Genomic DNA, 17,186 nt, shown 5'->3' on the forward strand with positions numbered 1-17,186 from the left:
CCGTCCGGGCGCGACATCCGTGTCCCCTAGTAAGGCGTCCGCCGGTTCGTCGTCCGCACCTGGAGGTCCTCCGTGTTCACCTCGACTGTTCGCGGCACCGAGCCGGTGGTGTTCGTCCTGCCGGGCGATGGGGAGGAGGACAGCGGCGAGTACGACCGCCGCATGTGCCAGAACCTTCCCGCCACCGGCCTTCCGCTGCTGGAACTGCCGATCGCCGGCGAATGGCCGATGCCGGGGCCGTTGTCCCGGTCGCGGCTGGCGCGTTCGCTCACCGCGCTGCCCGACGACACCGTCGTCCTGATCGACGGCACGGTCGCCTGCGGCGTCCCGGAGATCGTGATCCCGCACGCCCGGCGGCTGCGGCTGGCCGTCCTGGTGCACCAGCCGCTCGCCGACGACCCCGTGCTCGATCCGGCGCAGGCCGCCGAACTCGACGCGTGTGAACGGGAGACCCTGCGGCTGGCAGGCATGGTCGTCGCCACCGGGCCGTGGCTCGCGCGGCATCTGATCGACCGGCACGACCTCGACCCCACCCGCGTCTACGTCGCGACGCCGGGCACGGACGCGGCCCCGCTCGCCGCGGGCGCCGACGGCGTATCCCGGCTGCTCTGTCTCGCGCCGATGACCGCGCGCCACGGCCAGGACGTACTGATCCAGGCACTCTCGACGGTCGACGAACTGGCGTTCAAATGCGTGTTCGCCGGGGCGATGCACCACGACCCCGGCTACGTCGACGAGTTGCGCTGGACCGTCGAACGGCTCGGGCTCGGTTCCCGGATCAGCCTCATCCAGCCGCCGGACGACCTCGATCTGGTCTACGACGGCGCGGATCTGCTCGTCCTGCCGTCGAGGGGCGGCCCGTCCGGCATCGTCGTCGCCGAGGCGCTGGCACGCGGGATCCCCGTGGTGACCACCGAAACCGCCGGCGCGCACGACGCGCTCGGCATGGCACCCGGCGGCGGTGTGCCCGGCCTGCTGGTGCCGCCGAACAACCCGTCGGCCCTCGCGACGGCCTTGCTGCGCTGGTCGCTCGACGCCGAACTCCGGCACTCCCTGCGGACGTCGGCGCTCGCGCGGAGCAGCGTCCTCGAAGAATGGGACGTCGCCGCGGGAAGGCTCACCGACGTCCTTTCCCGGTTGCAGGCCACGCCGCGTCAGCTGGCGTGATCATCGCCCGGAAGCAGCTATCGGGCCGATCATCGGCTCGGTTGACTGGGCGGCATGCGAATCGTCGATCTTGCCTCCCGTCCCGATCTCCTCGATCCCGCGCTGAATCTCGGTGATGTCGGGGGTGAGTTCATCTACCGCGGCTTCAGCGGAAAGATGATCACGCCGGAGCGATTCCTGCGGCATTGGTCCCGCTATTTCCTGATCGCGCTCGACGACGACGGCGTGCCGATCGCGCGGGCGCTTTCGGTGCCGCTGACCTATCCCGCGGAGGACCGCGCCGAGCTGCCGGAACACGGCTGGGACGAGGCGATCCAGTGGGCCGCGCAGGATCTCATGGACGGCCGCGCGCCCGACACGTTGTGCGCGCTCGAAGTCGTCGTCGCCCCGCATTTGCGCGGGACGGGCCTGTCCACGCCGATGCTGAAGGCGCTCAAGGCCCGGGCGGCCGAGACGGGGCTGAAACGGCTGATCGTCTCGGTGCGCCCGATCGGCAAGGAGGACGAGCCGGACGTGCCCATGGACTCCTACGCCGCCCGGCGGCGCGAGGACGGGCTGTTCGCCGACCGCTGGATGCGCACCCACGAACGGCTGGGCGCGCGGATGATCAAGGTCTGCCCGTTCGCCGTGACCATTTCGGGCTCGATCGCGGACTGGCGCACGTGGACCGGCGTCAAACTCGCCGACGGAGACAACGTGATCCCCGGCGGGATCGCGCCGGTGCACGCGAACGTCGAGCGCGACTGCGGGGTCTACGTGGAGGCGAACGTCTGGATGGAGCATCCGTTCTGACCGGCCCTCGTGAGTGGTAATGACGGTTCTAACCGTCATTGCCACTCACGAGGCATTCCTCGCGACTTTCGGCAGGAAGGTCGCATCGGCCACAGCGGCTCCCGGCCATGCCGCACAGTGGGTCCATGGGTATCTCACGAGTCGGTTTCGCCGGGTTGGGCAGTATGGGCGGGCCGATGGCACGGAACCTGGCGCGGGCCGGAGTCCCGTTGCTCGTCTGGAATCGCACCCCGGGGAAAGCGGACCAGGTGGCCGAGGCCGTCGAAGACGTGGCCGAACTCTTCACGCGGTGCGATGTCGTGATCCTGATGCTGAAGGACGCGGCAGCCGTCGACGCCGTGCTCGACCGCGGCGGGCCCGCGTTCGCCGAGCGGGTGCGAGGCCGCACGATCGTCCACATGGGAACGACGGCGCCGCAGCATTCCCGCGGACTCGAGACCGACCTCCTCGCGGCCGGGGCGAAGTACGTGGAGGCGCCGGTTTCCGGATCGCGGGTCCCGGCCGAGGCCGGCGAGCTGGTCGCCATGCTCGCGGGTGATCCCGGCGCGATCGAGGAGGTCCGGGAGCTGTTCGGACCGTTGTGCCGGGAAACCGTGCACTGCGGGCCGGTACCCAACGGGCTCCTGATGAAGCTGGCGGTCAACGTGCAGCTGACCGCGGTCGTGACCGGGTTGGCCGAGACCGTTCACTTCGCCCGTGCGCACGGGCTCGATCTCGGGCTGCTCACCGGCGTCCTCGGTGCGGGGCAGCTGGCGAGCCCGATCCTGCGGGTCAAGACCCCCAAACTGGCGGACGAGGATTTCGCGCCACAGGCATCGATCGCGAACGTCCTGGCCAACGTCGAGCTGATCGCGGCGTCGGCCAGGGAAGCGGGACTCACGCTGCCGCTGCTCGAAGCCGCCCGCGCCCTCTACGCCGAGACCGCGCGACTCGGCTTCGGTGAGGCGGACATGGTCGCCGTCGTCAAAGCCCTCGAGACCCTGGAACCCCTCGAGACCCCCGAGCCCCTCGAGACCCGCCCGAAGACGCATCCAGAGGACGAAATGCGTCAGTGAAACGCGTTCAGTCCTCTGAATGCGGTGGGAGGTCAGCCGCGCAGGGCGGCGGCGATCCGGCCCGCGGCGGCGAACGACTCCTCTTCCGGCTCACCGAGCAAGGGCAGCAGGATGACCGACTCGGACCCGGCCGCGTACAGGCCCCGGATCTGCTCGGCGCACCGGTCGAGTGAGCCGCTGATGCTCAGCCTGTCGATCCACTCCGGACGCAGCCGCCGCGCCAGATCCTTCCGGTCGGTGGCGGCCTTGACCTCGGCCAGCAGTTCGGCGCCGAAGTCCAGCGGCGCCAGCGCGGGGCCCGAGTCCGGCCCGATCGCGGAAGCGACGTCGGCCCGCGCCCGCTCGCGGGCCCGCTCGGGATCGCCGTCGAGGGCCAGCCAGTTGTAGGTGGCGATCGAATGACCCTCGACGCCGATGAGGTCCCGCGTCGCGCGGACGTACTCCGGGGTCGCCGGTTCGGCCAGCAGCGTCCCGTCGGCCACCCGGCCCGCCGCTGCGAGGGACTTCGGGCCGCGGACGCCGGCGATGAGCTTCGGCGGCACGGCGGGCGGGAACTCCAGTTCGACTTCGTCCAGCCGGACATGCTTGCCCTCGAAGGAAACCCGCTCACCCGCCAGCAGCCGCCGGACGACCGTCAGCGTCTCCTCGAACGCGGCGAGCGCCGACTTCGGCCACGCGTTGATCTGCCGCATCCAACTCGGCACGCCGTGCCCGAACCCGGCAATGAGGCGTCCCGGGTACAGCTCCGCCAGCGCCGCGATCTCCATCGCCACGATGGCCGGGTTCCTGGCCACCGCGGGCATGATGCCGATGCCGAGGGTGATCTTCTCGGTCGCCGCCAGTACCGCCGACGCCGTGGCGATCCCACCCGCGTAGAAGCAGTCTTCGACGATCCAAACCTCGTCCAAGCCCTCCTGCTCCGCGCGCCGGGCCAGCCCGACGAGGCGGGCGGCGGGCAGTTCCCGCGGGATCCTGACCCCGAGCCGTGAAACCATGACGTTCTCCGTTCTCTCAGACGCGCCGCAGCACGCGCAGCAGGTATTCCTTGCGGTCCAACGGGTTGTGGTCGGTTCTCGGGCGCGACGGCGCCGGACCTCGGACGGGCCGGTAGCCGTGGAAGACGGTCTCCATCGCGCCTTCCCCTCGGGTCGCCGAGGGCAGCAGCTGGTGCACCTCATGGATTTTCGCCGCCGGGATCTCGCCGTCGAGTTCGGCCGTCCCGGCGCGGGTGAGCGTCGTCCGCGGGACGGCTCGTGCCCGCGCCAGCAACGCGGTGACCGCGCCGAGTGTGTCGGCCGGGGCCTGGAGGGTGAACCGGTGCAGGGGTTCGTGCACGGTCGTCCCGGCTTCGCGCAGCGCGGCCATCAGCACCAGCGGCGTCAGCCCGCGGAAGTCCCCGGCGGTGCTGGACATGCTCTTGTCGAAGGTGCCGTGTGCATGGCTTTGCCGGGCGTAGTAACCGGAATGCGTCATCGTGACCACGCAGTCGAGCACCTCCCAGCCGTGGATTCCCTCGCGCAGGGTCTCTTTCACCGTGTCCTCCACGGCTTTGACGAAGGAATACGGCATCGAGCCGAGTTCGACCTCCAGCCGGAACGTGATCCCGCTCCCCGGCGGACCGGGCTCGACACGCAGCCCGACCGTGGCAAGGAAGGGATTCGGTGCCTTGCCGATGAGTTCGACGGCGGAGCCGGAACCGGAGACGTGTTCGACGCAGATCGTGGTCGTCTCGCTGAACGTGACGGCGATGCCGTACTCGTCGGCGAGCGTCGCCTCGATGACCTCCTTCTGTACTTCGCCGTAGAGTGAAACGGAGGTCTCCTGCCGGATTTCGTCGTGCCGCAGGCCGATCAGCGGATCCTGTTCGGTCAGCTGGGTCAGCGCCTGGTGCAGCGGCCCGCGCTCGGCCGAGTGCACCGGCGAGACGACGGTCTCCAGCGTCGGCGGCGAGAACAGGGCTTCCCGAACGTGACCGGGACGGGTGCCGAGAACGTCACCGATCCGGACGTCGAGGCCCGAGAGTTTCGCGATCCGCCCGGCACCGACCGAGCCCGACGGCACGACGGAGCCGTTGTCGAAGACGCTGATCGCGGTGACCTTGCCTTCGCCGTCACCGAGCGGGACCTTGTCGCGGACGGCGAGGCCGCCGGAGAACAGCCGCACGTAGGCGATCTTCTCGCCACCAGGGCCGCGTTCGACCTTGAACACCGTGCCGGACAGCGGACCGTCGGCGGTACTTTCCTTGGCGGGCAACAGGTTCTCGATACCGTCGCGGAGCGCGTCGATGCCGGCGCCGGTGATCGCCGATCCGAAGTAGACCGGATACGCGAGCCCTTCGGCCACTTTCGCGGTGAGTTCGGTGTGGAGCCGCGACGGGGTGAACGCGTCCGGATCGGTGAGGTAGCCGGTCAGGAAGTCTTCGTCGAGGGTCGCCAGCAGGTCGGTCACCCGCTCGGGTTCGGCGGGGTCCATCGCGACGACCGAGGGCGTGAGCTTCGCCGCGATCTCGCGGAACACGCGGTCCGGGTCGGCGCCGCGCCGGTCGAGTTTGTTCACGAACAGCAGGGTCGGGATGCGCAGCCGTCGCAGCGTGCGCATCAGGACGCGGGTCTGGGCCTGGACGCCTTCGACCGCCGACAGCACCAGGACGGCGCCGTCGAGCACGGCGAGCGCGCGTTCGACCTCGGCGATGAAATCGGGGTGGCCGGGGGTGTCGATCAGGTTGACGGTGACGTCGCCGAGTGCGAACGACACCACGGCCGCCTTGATGGTGATCCCGCGGGCGCGTTCCAGTGCCAGTGTGTCGGTCTGTGTGCTGCCGTCATCGACGCTGCCCAGCTCGCCGATGATCCCGGCCGTATGCAACAGCCGCTCGGTCAGGCTCGTCTTCCCGGCGTCAACATGCGCCAAAATCCCCAGGTTGAGGGTCTTCACGAAGTGTCTTGTCCTTGCGGTAGGCGGAAATTACCTGGTGAAAGGACTCGGACACGGGCAAGACGATCATCTCCTAGGCCGGGAATCGATCTTCCCGACTACAGCACCGGCGGCCATCACGGCGCAACCGAATTACGCATTTCGTCCTCTGGTTGCGGTCCTTGCGCGCGCAAGTACCGCAACCAGAGGACGAAATGCGAGAAGGGGTCAGGCGAGGTGCTCGCCGGCCAGGTACTCCGCGGCGGCGCGGAGGCTGACGTAGGACCCGCTGAACGTGTCGATCCGCGGGCCGTCGGTTTCGGGCCCGGGCGCTCCGGTCTCGACGCGGATGTACTCCCCGCCCGACTCCCGGAGCCAGGCCAGGAACTCGCGGACCTCGGGGTGCCGGTGCGCCTCGCGCGTCACGATGACGAGGTCGCGCGCGCCGTGGACGGCGTCGATCGCGGTCGCGATCCCGTCCCCGGTGACCTTGAGCGCCCGCGTGCCGGGTACGAGCCCGGTCAGATGCGGGCCGAGGCCCCATGGCATCGGACCGGCCGCGACGATCGGCTCGGTCTCGATGTCGATCACCAGCGGCGGCCCGGCGAGCTTCGGCGAACCCTGGATCCGCAGCGCCTTGCGCGCCGCCTCCATGCCGAGCCGGTGGTCAGGCGCGGTGATCGGCGTCGGCGCCGGTGCAGCGCCGAGTGCGGCGACCCGCTCCGACGCCTCGGCCAGCCGCTCCAGCGGCAGTTCACCGGCCTGGACCGCGGCCGCGATCACCGCCGCGATCCGGTTCAGTTCGTCCTCTTCGAACGACACACCGCCCAGGCAGAGCGCGTCGGCGCCGGCGATCAGCGCCCGCACCGCCGCCCGGCCGACGCCTTCGGTCTTGCCCAGTTCACCGGCGATGGCACCCATGTCGAGCGCGTCGGTGACCACCGCGCCGGTGAAGCCGAGTTCGCCACGCAGGACGTCGGTCAGCGCCTTCGGGTTGAGCGTCGCGGGCAGGTCGCCCCACGCGGGCACGACGAGATGCCCGGTCATGACCGCGCGCACCCCCGCCGCGATCGCCGCCTGGAACGGGACGAGTTCGATCTCGCGCAGTTCCGCCTCGGTGCGGGGCAGGACCGGCAACGAGTGATGCGAATCGTCGGTCGCCGCCCCGTGCCCGGGGAAATGCTTCGCCGACGCGGCCACGCCGTACTTCTGCATGCCGGTGATGTACGCCGCGACATGCGGCGACGCCTTCACCGGATCCGAACCGAACGCCCGGACCCCGATGGAGGGATCCTCCGCGGCCAGGGTCAGATCCGCGCACGGGGCGAAGTTGATCGTGACCCCGCACGCGGCCAGCCGCTCGCCGAGTGCCGCCGCGACCGACGCCGTCAGCTCGACGTCGTCCGCGGCGCCGAGCGCGAGCGGCCCCGGGACGAACGAGCCGGTGGCGACGTCGAGCCGGGTGACGTCGCCGCCCTCTTCGTCGATGCCGATGAGCACGTCGGGCCGTTCCGCCCGCAGCTGCGCGCTCAGCGCGGCCACCTGCTCGTCGTCGACCACGTTGCGGCCGAACAGGATCGCGCCGCCGAGGCCGTCGGCCACCTTGCGCCGCAGCCAGTCCGGCGCGGTCGTGCCGTCGAAGCCCGACACGAGCACGGATCCAGCGAGCTTTTCCGGTGAAGACAAGGATTATCCCTTCACTGCGCCTGCGGTCAGGTTGGACACGAGCTTGCGCTGGACGATGATGAAGAACACCAGCGCGGGCACGGCGTAGATGACCGACGCCGCCATGATGCCGCCCCAGTCCACGGAAAACGCCGTCCGGAACGACGAAAGCCACACCGGCAGCGTCTGCATGTTCTGGTCGCGCATGAACACGAAGGCGAACAGGAACTCGTTCCACGCGGTGATGAAACTGAACACCGAGGTGGTCACCAGTCCCGGCGCGAGCAGCGGCAGCGTCACCCGGCGGAACGCGCCCGCCCGGCTGCAACCGTCGATCATCGCGGCCTCTTCGAGGTCGTACGGGATGCCGTTGACGAAGCCGTAGAGCATCCAGCACGTGAAGGGCAGCGTCGCCGCGAAGTACACCAGCAGCAGCGAAGGCAGCTGGTTGAGCAGCCCGGCGTCCCGCATCAGCAGGTACATCGGGATCAGCAGCGCCTCGAACGGCGCGAGCTGGGCGACCAGCACCAGCAGCAGGAAACCCTTGCGCCCGCGGAAACGCATGCGGGACAACGGAACCGCGGCCAGCACGCCCGCAACGAGCGAGCACAGCACCGCGCCGATCGTGACGATCAGGCTGTTGGCGAGGTAGGTGGTGAAGCCGGGTTTCGTCAGCGCTGAGACGAAGTTGTCGAACGTCACCGAAAGCGGAACCAGGTCGTAGCTCGGCGACAGGACCTCGCCCGGGGTCTTCAGCGAGGAGGTGACCATCCAGTACGTCGGGAAGACGAACAGGAGGGCCACGACCACGCCGAGCGTGCCGAGGCCGATCCGCTGGGTCAGGGACTTCCTCATGACAGGTCGGCCTCCTTCGTGCGCACCAGCAGCTGTACGTACCGGGCGGTGAGCAGGATCAGCACGAGCATCATCAGCAGGGCGGCGGTCGCCGCCAGGCCGAAGTGGTTGCCCGCGAGGCCCTTGAGGTACATGTAGACCGGCAGCGTCGTGCTGGCGCCGTCCGGCCCGCCCTGGCGGATCGCCCACACCTGGGCGAAGACCTTGAAGTCCCACAGGACCGACAGGAACGTGACCATGGTCAGGATCGGCCGGATCGCCGGCCAGCTGACCGCCCAGAACGCCTGCCAGGCGTTGGCGCCGTCGATGCCCGCGGCCTCGTACTGCTCCTTCGGGACGCCGAGAAGCCCGGCGTACAACGTGAACGCCACGAACGGCACGGCCTGCCAGACCACCAGCAGGCCGATGACGGTCAGCGTGCTCGGGCCGGTGGAGAACCAGGAATGCCCGATGAACTCCTCGAAACCGAGTTTCGCGAGCGTCTTGTTCAGGATCCCGTACTGCTGGTCGAAGATCCACTGGAAGATCGTGGTCGTCGCGACCACCGGGGTCGCCCACGCGAGGATCAGCGCGACCTGCAGGATCACCCGGACCACCGGGTTGAGATGCCGCATCAGCAGCGCCATGAACAGCGCGAGCAGCAAAGTGGTGATCACGACCGCGGCGGTGAACACCAGCGTGCGGACCGTGATCTCCCAGAATTCGGGGTCGGACAGGATCGTGGAGAAGTTCTCGAACCCGACCCAGACCATGTCTCCGGAGACCAGCTCACGGAGGTCGAGCTTGCGGAGACTGATCCCGACCAGCTGCAGCGTCGGCCAGCCCAGCAGGACCAGGATCGCGATCAGCGCGGGAAGGATCAGCAGATACGGCGCCGTCCGTTCGCCGAGACGGAGGCGCCGATTCGACTTCGGCGGCTTGATGCGCGGCGAAGCCGGCGGGGAGGACCCCGCCGGCGTCGTCACATCTTTTGTCGTGGTCATCCGCCGATGAGCTTGTCGAGCGCTGCGTTGGCGTCGGCGGTCGCCTGGTCGAGCGATTTCGTTCCGGTCAGGTACGCGGTCAGCATGTCCTTGATCGGGTTCTGGCCGGATTCGACGTCACCCCACTTGGGGCTGGTCGGCACGGCGCGACCGTTCTTGGACGCCTCGGCCATGACCTTGGTGAGCGGGTTCGAGTCGAGCGCGGACACGTCGGTCGAGGTACCGGGGACGTAACCGGCCTTGGCCAGCTCGGTCTGGTACTTCGGGGTGGAGAACAGCTTGACGTAGTCCTTGGCCGCGGCCGCGTTCTTGCTGTTGGCCGGGATGACCAGGTTCGAGCCGCCGAGGAAGACCGGGGCCGACTTGTCGGCGGTCTTGCCCGGGATCGGGAAGGCGCCCGACTTCTCCTTGATCGACGGGTCGGTCTTCGCCGCGGTGTCGGCCTCACCCGGGACACCGATCATCATCGCGACCTTGCCCGCGCCGTAGATGCCGGCCTGCTGCGGGGTGGCCTCGTCGGCGTCCTTCGGCGCCTTGGTGCCCGAAGCGTCGGTGAGCTGCTTGTAGAACTCCAGCCCGGCCTTGGCCTGCGGGGTGTTCAGCGTGGCCTTGAAGGACTTTCCGTTGGCCTGGGCGATGTCGCCGCCCTCGTCCCAGATGAACGACAGCAGTTCGTACCAGTTCTGGCCAGGCTGGTAGAGCGCCTGGAACTCGGGGTCGCTGCCGAACTTGGCCTTGAGCTTGGTGATCGCGTCGAGCCATTCCGCGCGGGTCTTCGGGGTCGCGGTGATGCCCGCCTGCTCGAACATGTCCTTGCGGTAGATGACCTCACGGTTGGCCGCGTAGAACGGGACGCCGTAGGTCTTGCCGTCGAATTCACCGGAGGCCTTGAGCCCCTGGAGCCACTGGGCGCCGTTGAAGTCGGCGACGCTCGAGGTGAGGTCGGCGAGCACGCCCTGGTTGGCGAACGCGGGGGTCTGGGTGTTGCCCAGCTCGATCACGTCCGGCGGGTTGTCACTGGCCAGCGCGGTGGTCAGCTTCTGCTGGATGCCGTTCCACTGCTGGATCTCGTACTTGACCTTGACGCCGGGGTGCGCGTCTTCGAATTCCTTGTGGAGCGAGTTCGTCAGAGCTTCGGGGGCGGTCCCGGTCATGAGCCAGACCGTGAGCGTGCCGTTCGAGGCCGGGGCGCTCGAATTGGTGCTGTCGCCACTGCCGGAACCGGCGCAGCCCGCCGTCGCGAGGGTGATGGCGGCGGCGCCCGCAGCCATCTTGAGCCAGCGCTTCACTCGTGCCGTCCTTTCGATGCCCGGCCACTGTGCCGGGCTCCCACAAAATGGTGTAGACCAATGCGGGCAGCGTGGTACGTACCACTCCGACTGTCAAGCAGGTGGCCGGTTCGTTGTAAACGAGCCGCAATCTTTCACCTTGTGTGAGCGCATGATCACGCTGGAGGGCGCATTTCGTGGACCCTCGTCAGGTTGTCGCGAGGCGCGCTGACATGCGGTTTCTCGTTGACCGTCCCGGTGATCGGGGCATCCGGCGGAACGCTCAGGGCTGTTCGGCGGAAGACCGGGCTCGCGTTCGCCACTCCGGTCCGATGGGGGTCGCGCTCGCCGGGCTGAAGGGGCCCTTGCCCGCATCTCACGCGGCGAAGGGCGCTTTCCCCGCATCGGATGCGGGGAAAGCGCCCTTCAGCTCTCGGGTCAGTAGTCCTCGTCGTCGAGAGGTGGTTCGATGCCGAGGAGCGCCCTGGTCTGGTCCTGCAGGAACCACGCCAGCGTCGCGCAGACGATCAGCAGGACCAGCGGGAGCACCGGGCCGCCGTTGGTGAGGATGAACAGCTCGGTGACACTCGCGCCCACCATGACCCCGGCGAGCAGCAGCGCCGCCGGGCCGCCGAGTCGGGGGACGAGCAGGCCGATCGCGCCGCCGACCTCGAGGACGCCGGTGACGTACCGGAGCCACTGCCCGAGCCCGATCTCGGCGAAGGTCTGTTCGGTGTGGCCGCCCGCGAACAGCAGATAGCCGCTGTAGAGGAACTCGGCGGCAAGCGCGACGCGCACGATCCACACCACGATCGTGCCGATCGACGGGCTTCGGGTGGCGCTGGCTCCTTCGGGCATGCCGGGCATCCTTCTCCAGCCGGTGAGGGCCCGCAAGACCGCATCGAGAGGACTGAACGCGTTCTCATTCCGCGCCGTCCAGGCCAAAGAACGCGTTCAGTCCTCTCGATGCGGCGTCAGGTCTCGCCGAGGAGGATCCGTTCGAGCAACAGGTCGACGTCGCGGGCGGACTCGGCCTCGCCTATCCGGTGGAAGGTTTCGGCCGCGCGGAGTGCGCGACGGGCGGCTTCCCGGACGCGGCCCGCGGCGCTGAGCACGTGCGCGGCGACGTGGTCGAGCTGGGCGACGAGACGTTCCCTGGCGGGCGCGGCTTCGGTTTCCACGGCGTGCACGGCGGTCTCCGCGGCGTCGAGTGCGGTCAGCGCCGCGTCGAGGTCGCCGGACCGCAGCCGGGAAAGCGTCGCCGCGTTACGGCAGGTGGCGGCCACGTAGCCGCCGCCGATCGCCACCGCCGCGTCGGCGGCCCGCGCGTAGAAATCGGCGGCGTTCGCGCCGTAGCCGAGCAGATCCAGTTGTTCGGCGGCGGCCATGCTCACCGAGATGTAGGAATGCCCGGTGTCGCCCGACTCCTGGAGGATTTCGGCGAGGACGGCGTATTCGTCGAAGGCGCGCGACGACTCGCCGAGCGCGCGGTAGGCGTCGGCGTACATCCACCGGCAGCGCTGTCCCCAGTCCGGCAGCCCGGCCAGCAGGTCGATGGCGCGGGGCGCGACATCGAGCACCTCGTCGAAGCAGCAGGAACCGTGCAGCGCGGTGACGAGGAGGTACCAGTGTTCCGCGCTGTCCTTGCCCCTCGACGCGGCGATACCGAGCGACACGTAGGCGTCGTCGACCGCTTCGGCGAACCGGCCGGTGCCGATCAGGGACATCGCCCGAAGCTGGAGGAGGTGCCCCCGCAGCCGCTCCGGGCCGCTCTCGGGCAGCGTCGAGAGCAGGTGTTCCACGAAGACGTCCAGTTCGTCGAGCGATCCCGCGCGCTCGTAGGCGATGCGAGCCTGTTCGACGGCTTCGACGGCCTTCTCGCCGACGTTCCCGAGGATGAAGGCGTCGATGGCCGCCCGCGCGAGATCCACTGTGGGCACCGGATCCTCGCCGTCGCCGTTCCGCAGCGACGCCTCCAGGCACAGCAGTGTGCCGAGGAGCAGGGGATCGCCCGCCGAGCGGGCCCGCTCCGCTCCGCGATGCAAGGCCTCGTACGCCTCGGGAGTGCGGCCCTGTCCGGAAAGTACGTGCGCCAGCCAGTATTCGCCCCAGCCGGCGGCGACGTCGTCGGTCCCGGCGCGCAACCGCGCCGCGGCCACCGTCGTCAGCGCGACCCCCGTCTCGGCCTGGTCGTCGAAGACCAGCCAGAGGCCGAGCCAGCATTGGTTGAGCAGGAACCGGGCTTCGTCGCCCTGGCGCCGGAATCCGGCGGCCGCGCGGCGCAACCGTTCTTCGGTGTCGCCGCCCTGGAAGAAGACCGCGCGCAGTTCGGCCAGTCGCGGGGCGATCTCCTCTTCGACGGTGCCGATCGCGGCGAGACAGGCCCGCGCCTCGTCCGGCTCGCACCGGTGATTGTGGATTTCGGCCCGGACGACGAGTTCCTCCGCCGACAGGTCCGGCGGCGGCAGGATCGGGACACGGGGGAGTGCGGAAGGCAGGAGCGGCACGAAGTCCGCGACCGGTTCCGCGGCCATCTTCTCCTTGGCGTACTCGGTGAAGTGGGTGCTGCCTTCACCTTCGCCCTCGTCGAGTTCCTCGGCCTCGACCAACGCCGCCGCCCGCATCCGGCGGTACAGCAGGCGCAGGGTGAGGCCGTCGTACGGTCCGTTGAGGACAAACCGGATCTCGCCGTATCCCGTTTCGGTCAACCGTCGGGTGAGCAGCGCCGCCGCGGCGAAGAACTCCAGCCTGCCGACGGCGTCCCCGTGATCGCCGACACCGTCCAAAAGCGACAGAAGTGGGAGACCGGTGTGCTCGTTGCCGGTGAGCGCGCAGAACTCCAGCCGCAGCGCGTGATCACCGTAGGGGCGCGCGTCCCCGGTCGAGGCCCGCGTCACCCATCGGTAGGCGGCCGCCGCCTCGGCGTACTTGCCGTCGGCCGCCAGCGGCACCAGCGTCCGGCACAGCCGGGTGATTTCGGCCCCGCCGGAGCCGGTGCCGCCCGCGTCCGCGCGGCGTGGATCCACTTCCATGGTTCTGCCCCCAGAACATGACGTCGACGCCGGATCTTAACTCCCGGACTTCCGCCATGGCCCTGCTTTCGGGCGGTTCGTGGCGGACCGGCGGCGGGCTGGACGACAGGGGGTGACCGGACTGGCTAGGCTCAGCGCATGTCCGAGACTTCGACGGCCGACGACCGGCTCCAGGTGCTCGAAGCCATCACCGACACCGCTTTGGCCAACCTCGGCCCCGGCAAGGTGATCGCGACGATCCTCGAGCGGGTGCGTGAGGTGTTCGGGGTCGACACGGCCACGGTGCTCCGGCACGAGCCGGAGGCGCAGGTGCTGCACGCCATCGCCGCCTCGGGGATCGAAGAGGAAGTCTTCCAGGACGTCAGGGTCCCCGTCGGCGCGGGTTTCGCCGGCCGGGTGGCCGCGGAACGGAGCCCGGTGGTCCTCGACCAGGTCGACGAGACCACCGTGGTGAACGCGCTGCTGCGGGAGCGCGGTCTGCGCACCATGCTCGGCGTGCCGATGCTGTCCGGCGACGAGCTGGTCGGCGTGCTGCACGTCGGCTCGGTGACGCCGCGCGAATTCGTCGAGGCCGACGTCGAACTGCTGCGACTGGTGGCCGCGCGGCTCGCGCTGGCTGTCCAGCTCGACGTCTCCGCCGCCGATCGTGCGGCCGCGGCGGCGCTCCAGCGGAGTCTCCTGCCGGGACGGCTGCCGACCGTCGCCGGGATGCAGTTCGGCGCGCGGTACGTGCCGGGTACCGAACCCGGGGTCGGCGGCGACTGGTACGACCTGTTCCCCCTGCCGGGGGACCGCTTCGGCATCGTGATGGGCGACGTCGCCGGGCACGGTCTCAACGCCGCCGTGATCATGGGGCGGCTGCGCAGCGCGCTTCGCGCCTACGCCCTCGAATCGGACGACCCGGCGGAGGTCCTGACCAAACTGGACCGGAAGGTTCACCATTTCGAGCCGGGGGCGCTGGCCACCGTCGTGTACGGGCTGATGCAGGCTTCGCGCGACAGCATGGCGATCTCACTGGCCGGTCATCTACCCCCGGTGCTCGCGGTGCCCGGCGCTCCGTCGGCGTTCGTCGACGTCCCGGTCGACCCGCCGATCGGTGTCACGGGGCCGAAGCGCCGAAGAACGGTCGTGGACCTGCCGCCCGGCGGCTTGCTCGCCTTTTACACCGACGGTCTCGTGGAGCGACGGGATCACCTGATCGACGTCGGGCTGCAGCGGCTCGCCGACGTGGTCACCGCCGACCAGCCGGGCGCGGTGTGCGCGCGTGTGATGGCCGCGCTCGTCGGCACGACGGCCGCGCAGGACGACATCGCCCTCCTCATCGCCAGGCGCGAGCGGAACTGACTCACCGGACCGGGTGATTCGCGCGGCGGTTCACGGCCGCGAGTTCGACGGTCCTGGCGATCCGCCGCTCCCGGGTCTCCGGCTTCTTCGCCGTCAGGATCCATTCCAGGATCAGCCTTTTCGACGACGGCGGGAACTTCTCGAAATGGGTGCGGGCGGCCACGTCGGCGTCGAGCCGGACCCGTAGATCCTCGGGGACGCCTTCGCCGTCGGGCACGACCTGCCAGCGGCCCTTCTCCTTCGCCAGCTCGATCATCGCCTGGCCCCGCGCGGTCATCTGTCCCTCGGCGATCAGGCGGGCGGCCCGTTCGCGGTTGACCCGGCTCCACGAACTCCGGGGATCGCGCGGGGTGAACCGCAGCCGGGAACTGGTGGCGTCGTTCTTGCGGTGCAGTCCGTCGATCCAGCCGAAGCACAGCGCCTGCTCCATCGCTTCGTGGATGCGGATGCCGGGGATTCCGCTGTCCTTGTGCGGGATGACCAGCCAGACCTCCTTCTCGCTGTCGGCGTTCTCCGCCAGCCAGGCGCGCCATTCGGCGGGGGTGGTGGCGGTGAAGGTGGGTTCGTCCATGGCCGGGTTCCTCTCGTCGTACCGTCTGATGTTCATCATCGGCGGCAAAGTGCTCATCGACTGAGCACTTTTCGAGGAGAGGTGGCCCGAGATGGAGATCTGGGTGAACCCGGCGTGCACCAAATGCCGGTCGGCGGTGTCGATGCTGGACGAGGCCGGGGCCGAGTACACCGTGCGGAAGTACCTGGAGGAACCACCGACGGCGAAGGAACTGAAAGCCGTCCTCAAGCGGCTCGGACTCGAGCCGTGGGACATCACCCGCACCACCGAGGCGATCGCGAAGGAACTCGGGCTGAAGACCTGGGGCCGGAAACCGGCCGACCGCGATCGGTGGATCGACGCGCTGGTCAGCCATCCGAAGCTGATCCAGCGGCCGATCATCACCGCGGACGACGGCACGACGGTCGTCGCGCGGACGCCGGAGGCCGTCCAGTCCGTTCTTCCCGGTTGAGGGCTAGGGCACGAACCGCAGGATGGCGCCGACGCCGTCGGGCAGGCCCTCGCCGCTGACGGGGACGATGTCCGCTCCTTCGGCCAGCGCGGCGGCCGGCAGGGCCTCGTCCGTGCGGCGGTCGTCCATGGTCTCCGCGGTTCCGGTCTCCGATAGCCGCAGGTGCTCCCTGTCGGTCGCGACCTGGGTCGGGTCCGCCGCCGTCCACACCGTGCGATCGGCCAGCGAGTCGGCGTCGATCAACAGGGTCGCGACGGCGCTCGAGCGCAGAGCCGCGGTGGTCTCGGCGAGGCCGCGCGCGGCCAGCCCGCCGTCCCGGCCCTCCTCGAGCCGATAGCGGTCGATCACCGCACGGCGACGGCGTTCGCCGTGGTCGGCGAGCACGCGCCGGACCTCGGCCTCCAACGCCTCCGGATCACCGCCCTCGGCACGGGCGCCTTCCTCGATCTCGACCAGCTTTTCCCTGATGCGCGGCGGGAATTCGGTCCGCACCGCCGTCCGCGCCTGTACCTCGCCCGCCAGGATCAGCACTGCGGTGCCGAGGGAGTCGGCGAGCTCGGTCGCCTTCCGCGCGATTTCCGTGGCGTTGCGTTCGACGACGGCCTCGACGCGGTGCTGGATGTTCCAGTACGCCGAACCGCCGCCGCGGACCTTGTGCACAGGGTGCTCTTCACCCTGGACGGTGTGCTCCTCGACGCCGTGCTCGCCGACCGCGAGCAGATCGGCCCCCGTCTTGTCCGCGACCACCACGACGTGCGGCAGGGTGGGCGGCGCGAGTTCGAGAAGCGGAACCAGATACGGCTGCGGCGCCACTCGCGCGATCTCGCGAGGAGGAGGCTCGGGCAAACGCTCGTCGAGGACGACCTCGTCACCGCTGGCCACCAGGACCCGTCCCGCCTTGCCCCGGGGCGGCGGCGTGCGGCCGATCGCCGCGTCGAGCGCTGTGAGCGTCGGTTCCTGTGCGCCCTCTTCGGCCAGCCGGTTCCGGATGGCCCGCCAGCGCAGGTCCAGCTGGGCCGCGGCGTCCTCGGTGTCGTGCGAACTGTCGAAATACACCGAGGCGAACGGCCCGTCGCGAGCTGTCACTTCC

General features: G+C 69.7%; 15 protein-coding genes. 5 read left to right on the top strand and 10 right to left on the bottom strand.

The window, feature by feature from the left end; genetic code table 11:
- The first annotated feature begins 72 nt into the window (after nucleotides 1-72).
- The 3 genes from L324_RS15370 to L324_RS15380 all read left to right on the top strand — a co-directional run bounded on the left by L324_RS15370 (nucleotide 73) and on the right by L324_RS15380 (nucleotide 3,014).
- Nucleotides 73-1,167 carry a glycosyltransferase family 4 protein gene (locus L324_RS15370; protein ID WP_152546864.1) on the top strand — a complete coding sequence of 365 codons (1,095 nt, stop codon included), beginning with the start codon at nucleotides 73-75 and terminating at the stop codon, nucleotides 1,165-1,167.
- A 54-nt stretch (nucleotides 1,168-1,221) separates the two neighbouring features.
- The gene (locus L324_RS15375; protein ID WP_037307837.1) at nucleotides 1,222-1,959 is read left to right on the top strand and encodes a GNAT family protein; all 738 of its coding nucleotides are present in this window, start codon (nucleotides 1,222-1,224) and stop codon (nucleotides 1,957-1,959) included.
- Between the two features lie 125 nt (nucleotides 1,960-2,084).
- Nucleotides 2,085-3,014 carry an NAD(P)-dependent oxidoreductase gene (locus L324_RS15380; RefSeq protein WP_081736356.1) on the top strand — a complete coding sequence of 310 codons (930 nt, stop codon included), beginning with the start codon at nucleotides 2,085-2,087 and terminating at the stop codon, nucleotides 3,012-3,014.
- A gap of 32 nt (nucleotides 3,015-3,046) precedes the next feature.
- Here L324_RS15380 and L324_RS15385 read toward each other — a convergent pair whose 3' ends face one another.
- The 8 genes from L324_RS15385 to L324_RS15420 form a co-directional block, all read right to left on the bottom strand.
- Nucleotides 3,047-4,009, bottom strand: coding sequence for an LLM class flavin-dependent oxidoreductase (locus L324_RS15385; protein WP_037307840.1), 963 nt, complete (start codon nucleotides 4,007-4,009; stop codon nucleotides 3,047-3,049).
- Between the two features lie 16 nt (nucleotides 4,010-4,025).
- Nucleotides 4,026-5,948: an elongation factor G gene (locus L324_RS15390; RefSeq protein WP_037307843.1), complete on the bottom strand. Its 1,923-nt coding sequence runs from the start codon at nucleotides 5,946-5,948 to the stop codon at nucleotides 4,026-4,028.
- 207 nt (nucleotides 5,949-6,155) lie between these two features.
- Nucleotides 6,156-7,613: a glycoside hydrolase family 3 protein gene (locus tag L324_RS15395; RefSeq protein WP_037307846.1), complete on the bottom strand. Its 1,458-nt coding sequence runs from the start codon at nucleotides 7,611-7,613 to the stop codon at nucleotides 6,156-6,158.
- 3 nt (nucleotides 7,614-7,616) lie between these two features.
- Nucleotides 7,617-8,447 (bottom strand): carbohydrate ABC transporter permease, encoded by an 831-nt coding sequence (locus L324_RS15400; RefSeq protein ID WP_037307849.1) that lies wholly within the window; start codon nucleotides 8,445-8,447, stop codon nucleotides 7,617-7,619.
- Nucleotides 8,444-9,430 (bottom strand): carbohydrate ABC transporter permease, encoded by a 987-nt coding sequence (locus L324_RS15405; RefSeq protein WP_037307852.1) that lies wholly within the window; start codon nucleotides 9,428-9,430, stop codon nucleotides 8,444-8,446. Before L324_RS15405 ends, L324_RS15400 begins: the two co-directional genes overlap by 4 nt.
- On the bottom strand, nucleotides 9,427-10,719 hold the full coding sequence (locus tag L324_RS15410; protein ID WP_037307855.1) for a sugar ABC transporter substrate-binding protein: 1,293 nt from the start codon (nucleotides 10,717-10,719) through the stop codon (nucleotides 9,427-9,429). The genes L324_RS15405 and L324_RS15410 overlap by 4 nt, the downstream gene beginning before the upstream one ends.
- Nucleotides 10,720-11,136: 417 nt before the next feature.
- Complete coding sequence (locus L324_RS15415) at nucleotides 11,137-11,556, bottom strand: DoxX family protein (protein ID WP_037307858.1); 420 nt, start codon at nucleotides 11,554-11,556, stop codon at nucleotides 11,137-11,139.
- Nucleotides 11,557-11,672: 116 nt separating this feature from the next.
- Nucleotides 11,673-13,730, bottom strand: coding sequence for a hypothetical protein (locus L324_RS15420; protein ID WP_037307860.1), 2,058 nt, complete (start codon nucleotides 13,728-13,730; stop codon nucleotides 11,673-11,675).
- Nucleotides 13,731-13,868: 138 nt separating this feature from the next.
- On the opposite strand from L324_RS15420, the gene L324_RS15425 reads away from it, so the two are divergent.
- On the top strand, nucleotides 13,869-15,074 hold the full coding sequence (locus tag L324_RS15425) for a PP2C family protein-serine/threonine phosphatase (RefSeq protein ID WP_037307863.1): 1,206 nt from the start codon (nucleotides 13,869-13,871) through the stop codon (nucleotides 15,072-15,074).
- A gap of 1 nt (nucleotide 15,075) precedes the next feature.
- Here L324_RS15425 and L324_RS15430 read toward each other — a convergent pair whose 3' ends face one another.
- Nucleotides 15,076-15,645, bottom strand: a complete 570-nt coding sequence (locus L324_RS15430) for a YdeI/OmpD-associated family protein (RefSeq protein WP_037307866.1) — start codon at nucleotides 15,643-15,645, stop codon at nucleotides 15,076-15,078.
- Nucleotides 15,646-15,736: 91 nt separating this feature from the next.
- On the opposite strand from L324_RS15430, the gene L324_RS15435 reads away from it, so the two are divergent.
- Nucleotides 15,737-16,096 carry an arsenate reductase family protein gene (locus L324_RS15435; protein WP_037307869.1) on the top strand — a complete coding sequence of 120 codons (360 nt, stop codon included), beginning with the start codon at nucleotides 15,737-15,739 and terminating at the stop codon, nucleotides 16,094-16,096.
- Nucleotides 16,097-16,099: 3 nt separating this feature from the next.
- On the opposite strand, the gene L324_RS15440 is transcribed toward L324_RS15435, so the two are convergent.
- On the bottom strand, nucleotides 16,100-17,182 hold the full coding sequence (locus tag L324_RS15440; protein WP_152546865.1) for an Rv2629 family ribosome hibernation factor: 1,083 nt from the start codon (nucleotides 17,180-17,182) through the stop codon (nucleotides 16,100-16,102).
- Between the last annotated feature and the right edge of the window lie 4 nt (nucleotides 17,183-17,186).

Source organism: Amycolatopsis orientalis DSM 40040 = KCTC 9412 (genome assembly GCF_000478275.1).
GTDB lineage: Bacteria > Actinomycetota > Actinomycetes > Mycobacteriales > Pseudonocardiaceae > Amycolatopsis > Amycolatopsis orientalis.

Bases quoted from the DNA above. Each gene is read 5' to 3' on its own strand.
- L324_RS15375 (WP_037307837.1), top strand. From the start codon at position 1,222: ATGCGAATCGTCGATCTTGCCTCCCGTCCCGATCTCCTCGATCCCGCG.
- L324_RS15380 (WP_081736356.1), top strand. From the start codon at position 2,085: ATGGGTATCTCACGAGTCGGTTTCGCCGGGTTGGGCAGTATGGGCGGG.
- L324_RS15385 (WP_037307840.1), bottom strand. From the start codon at position 4,009: ATGGTTTCACGGCTCGGGGTCAGGATCCCGCGGGAACTGCCCGCCGCC.
- L324_RS15400 (WP_037307849.1), bottom strand. From the start codon at position 8,447: ATGAGGAAGTCCCTGACCCAGCGGATCGGCCTCGGCACGCTCGGCGTG.
- L324_RS15405 (WP_037307852.1), bottom strand. From the start codon at position 9,430: ATGACCACGACAAAAGATGTGACGACGCCGGCGGGGTCCTCCCCGCCG.
- L324_RS15415 (WP_037307858.1), bottom strand. From the start codon at position 11,556: ATGCCCGAAGGAGCCAGCGCCACCCGAAGCCCGTCGATCGGCACGATC.
- L324_RS15420 (WP_037307860.1), bottom strand. From the start codon at position 13,730: ATGGAAGTGGATCCACGCCGCGCGGACGCGGGCGGCACCGGCTCCGGC.
- L324_RS15425 (WP_037307863.1), top strand. From the start codon at position 13,869: ATGTCCGAGACTTCGACGGCCGACGACCGGCTCCAGGTGCTCGAAGCC.
- L324_RS15430 (WP_037307866.1), bottom strand. From the start codon at position 15,645: ATGGACGAACCCACCTTCACCGCCACCACCCCCGCCGAATGGCGCGCC.
- L324_RS15435 (WP_037307869.1), top strand. From the start codon at position 15,737: ATGGAGATCTGGGTGAACCCGGCGTGCACCAAATGCCGGTCGGCGGTG.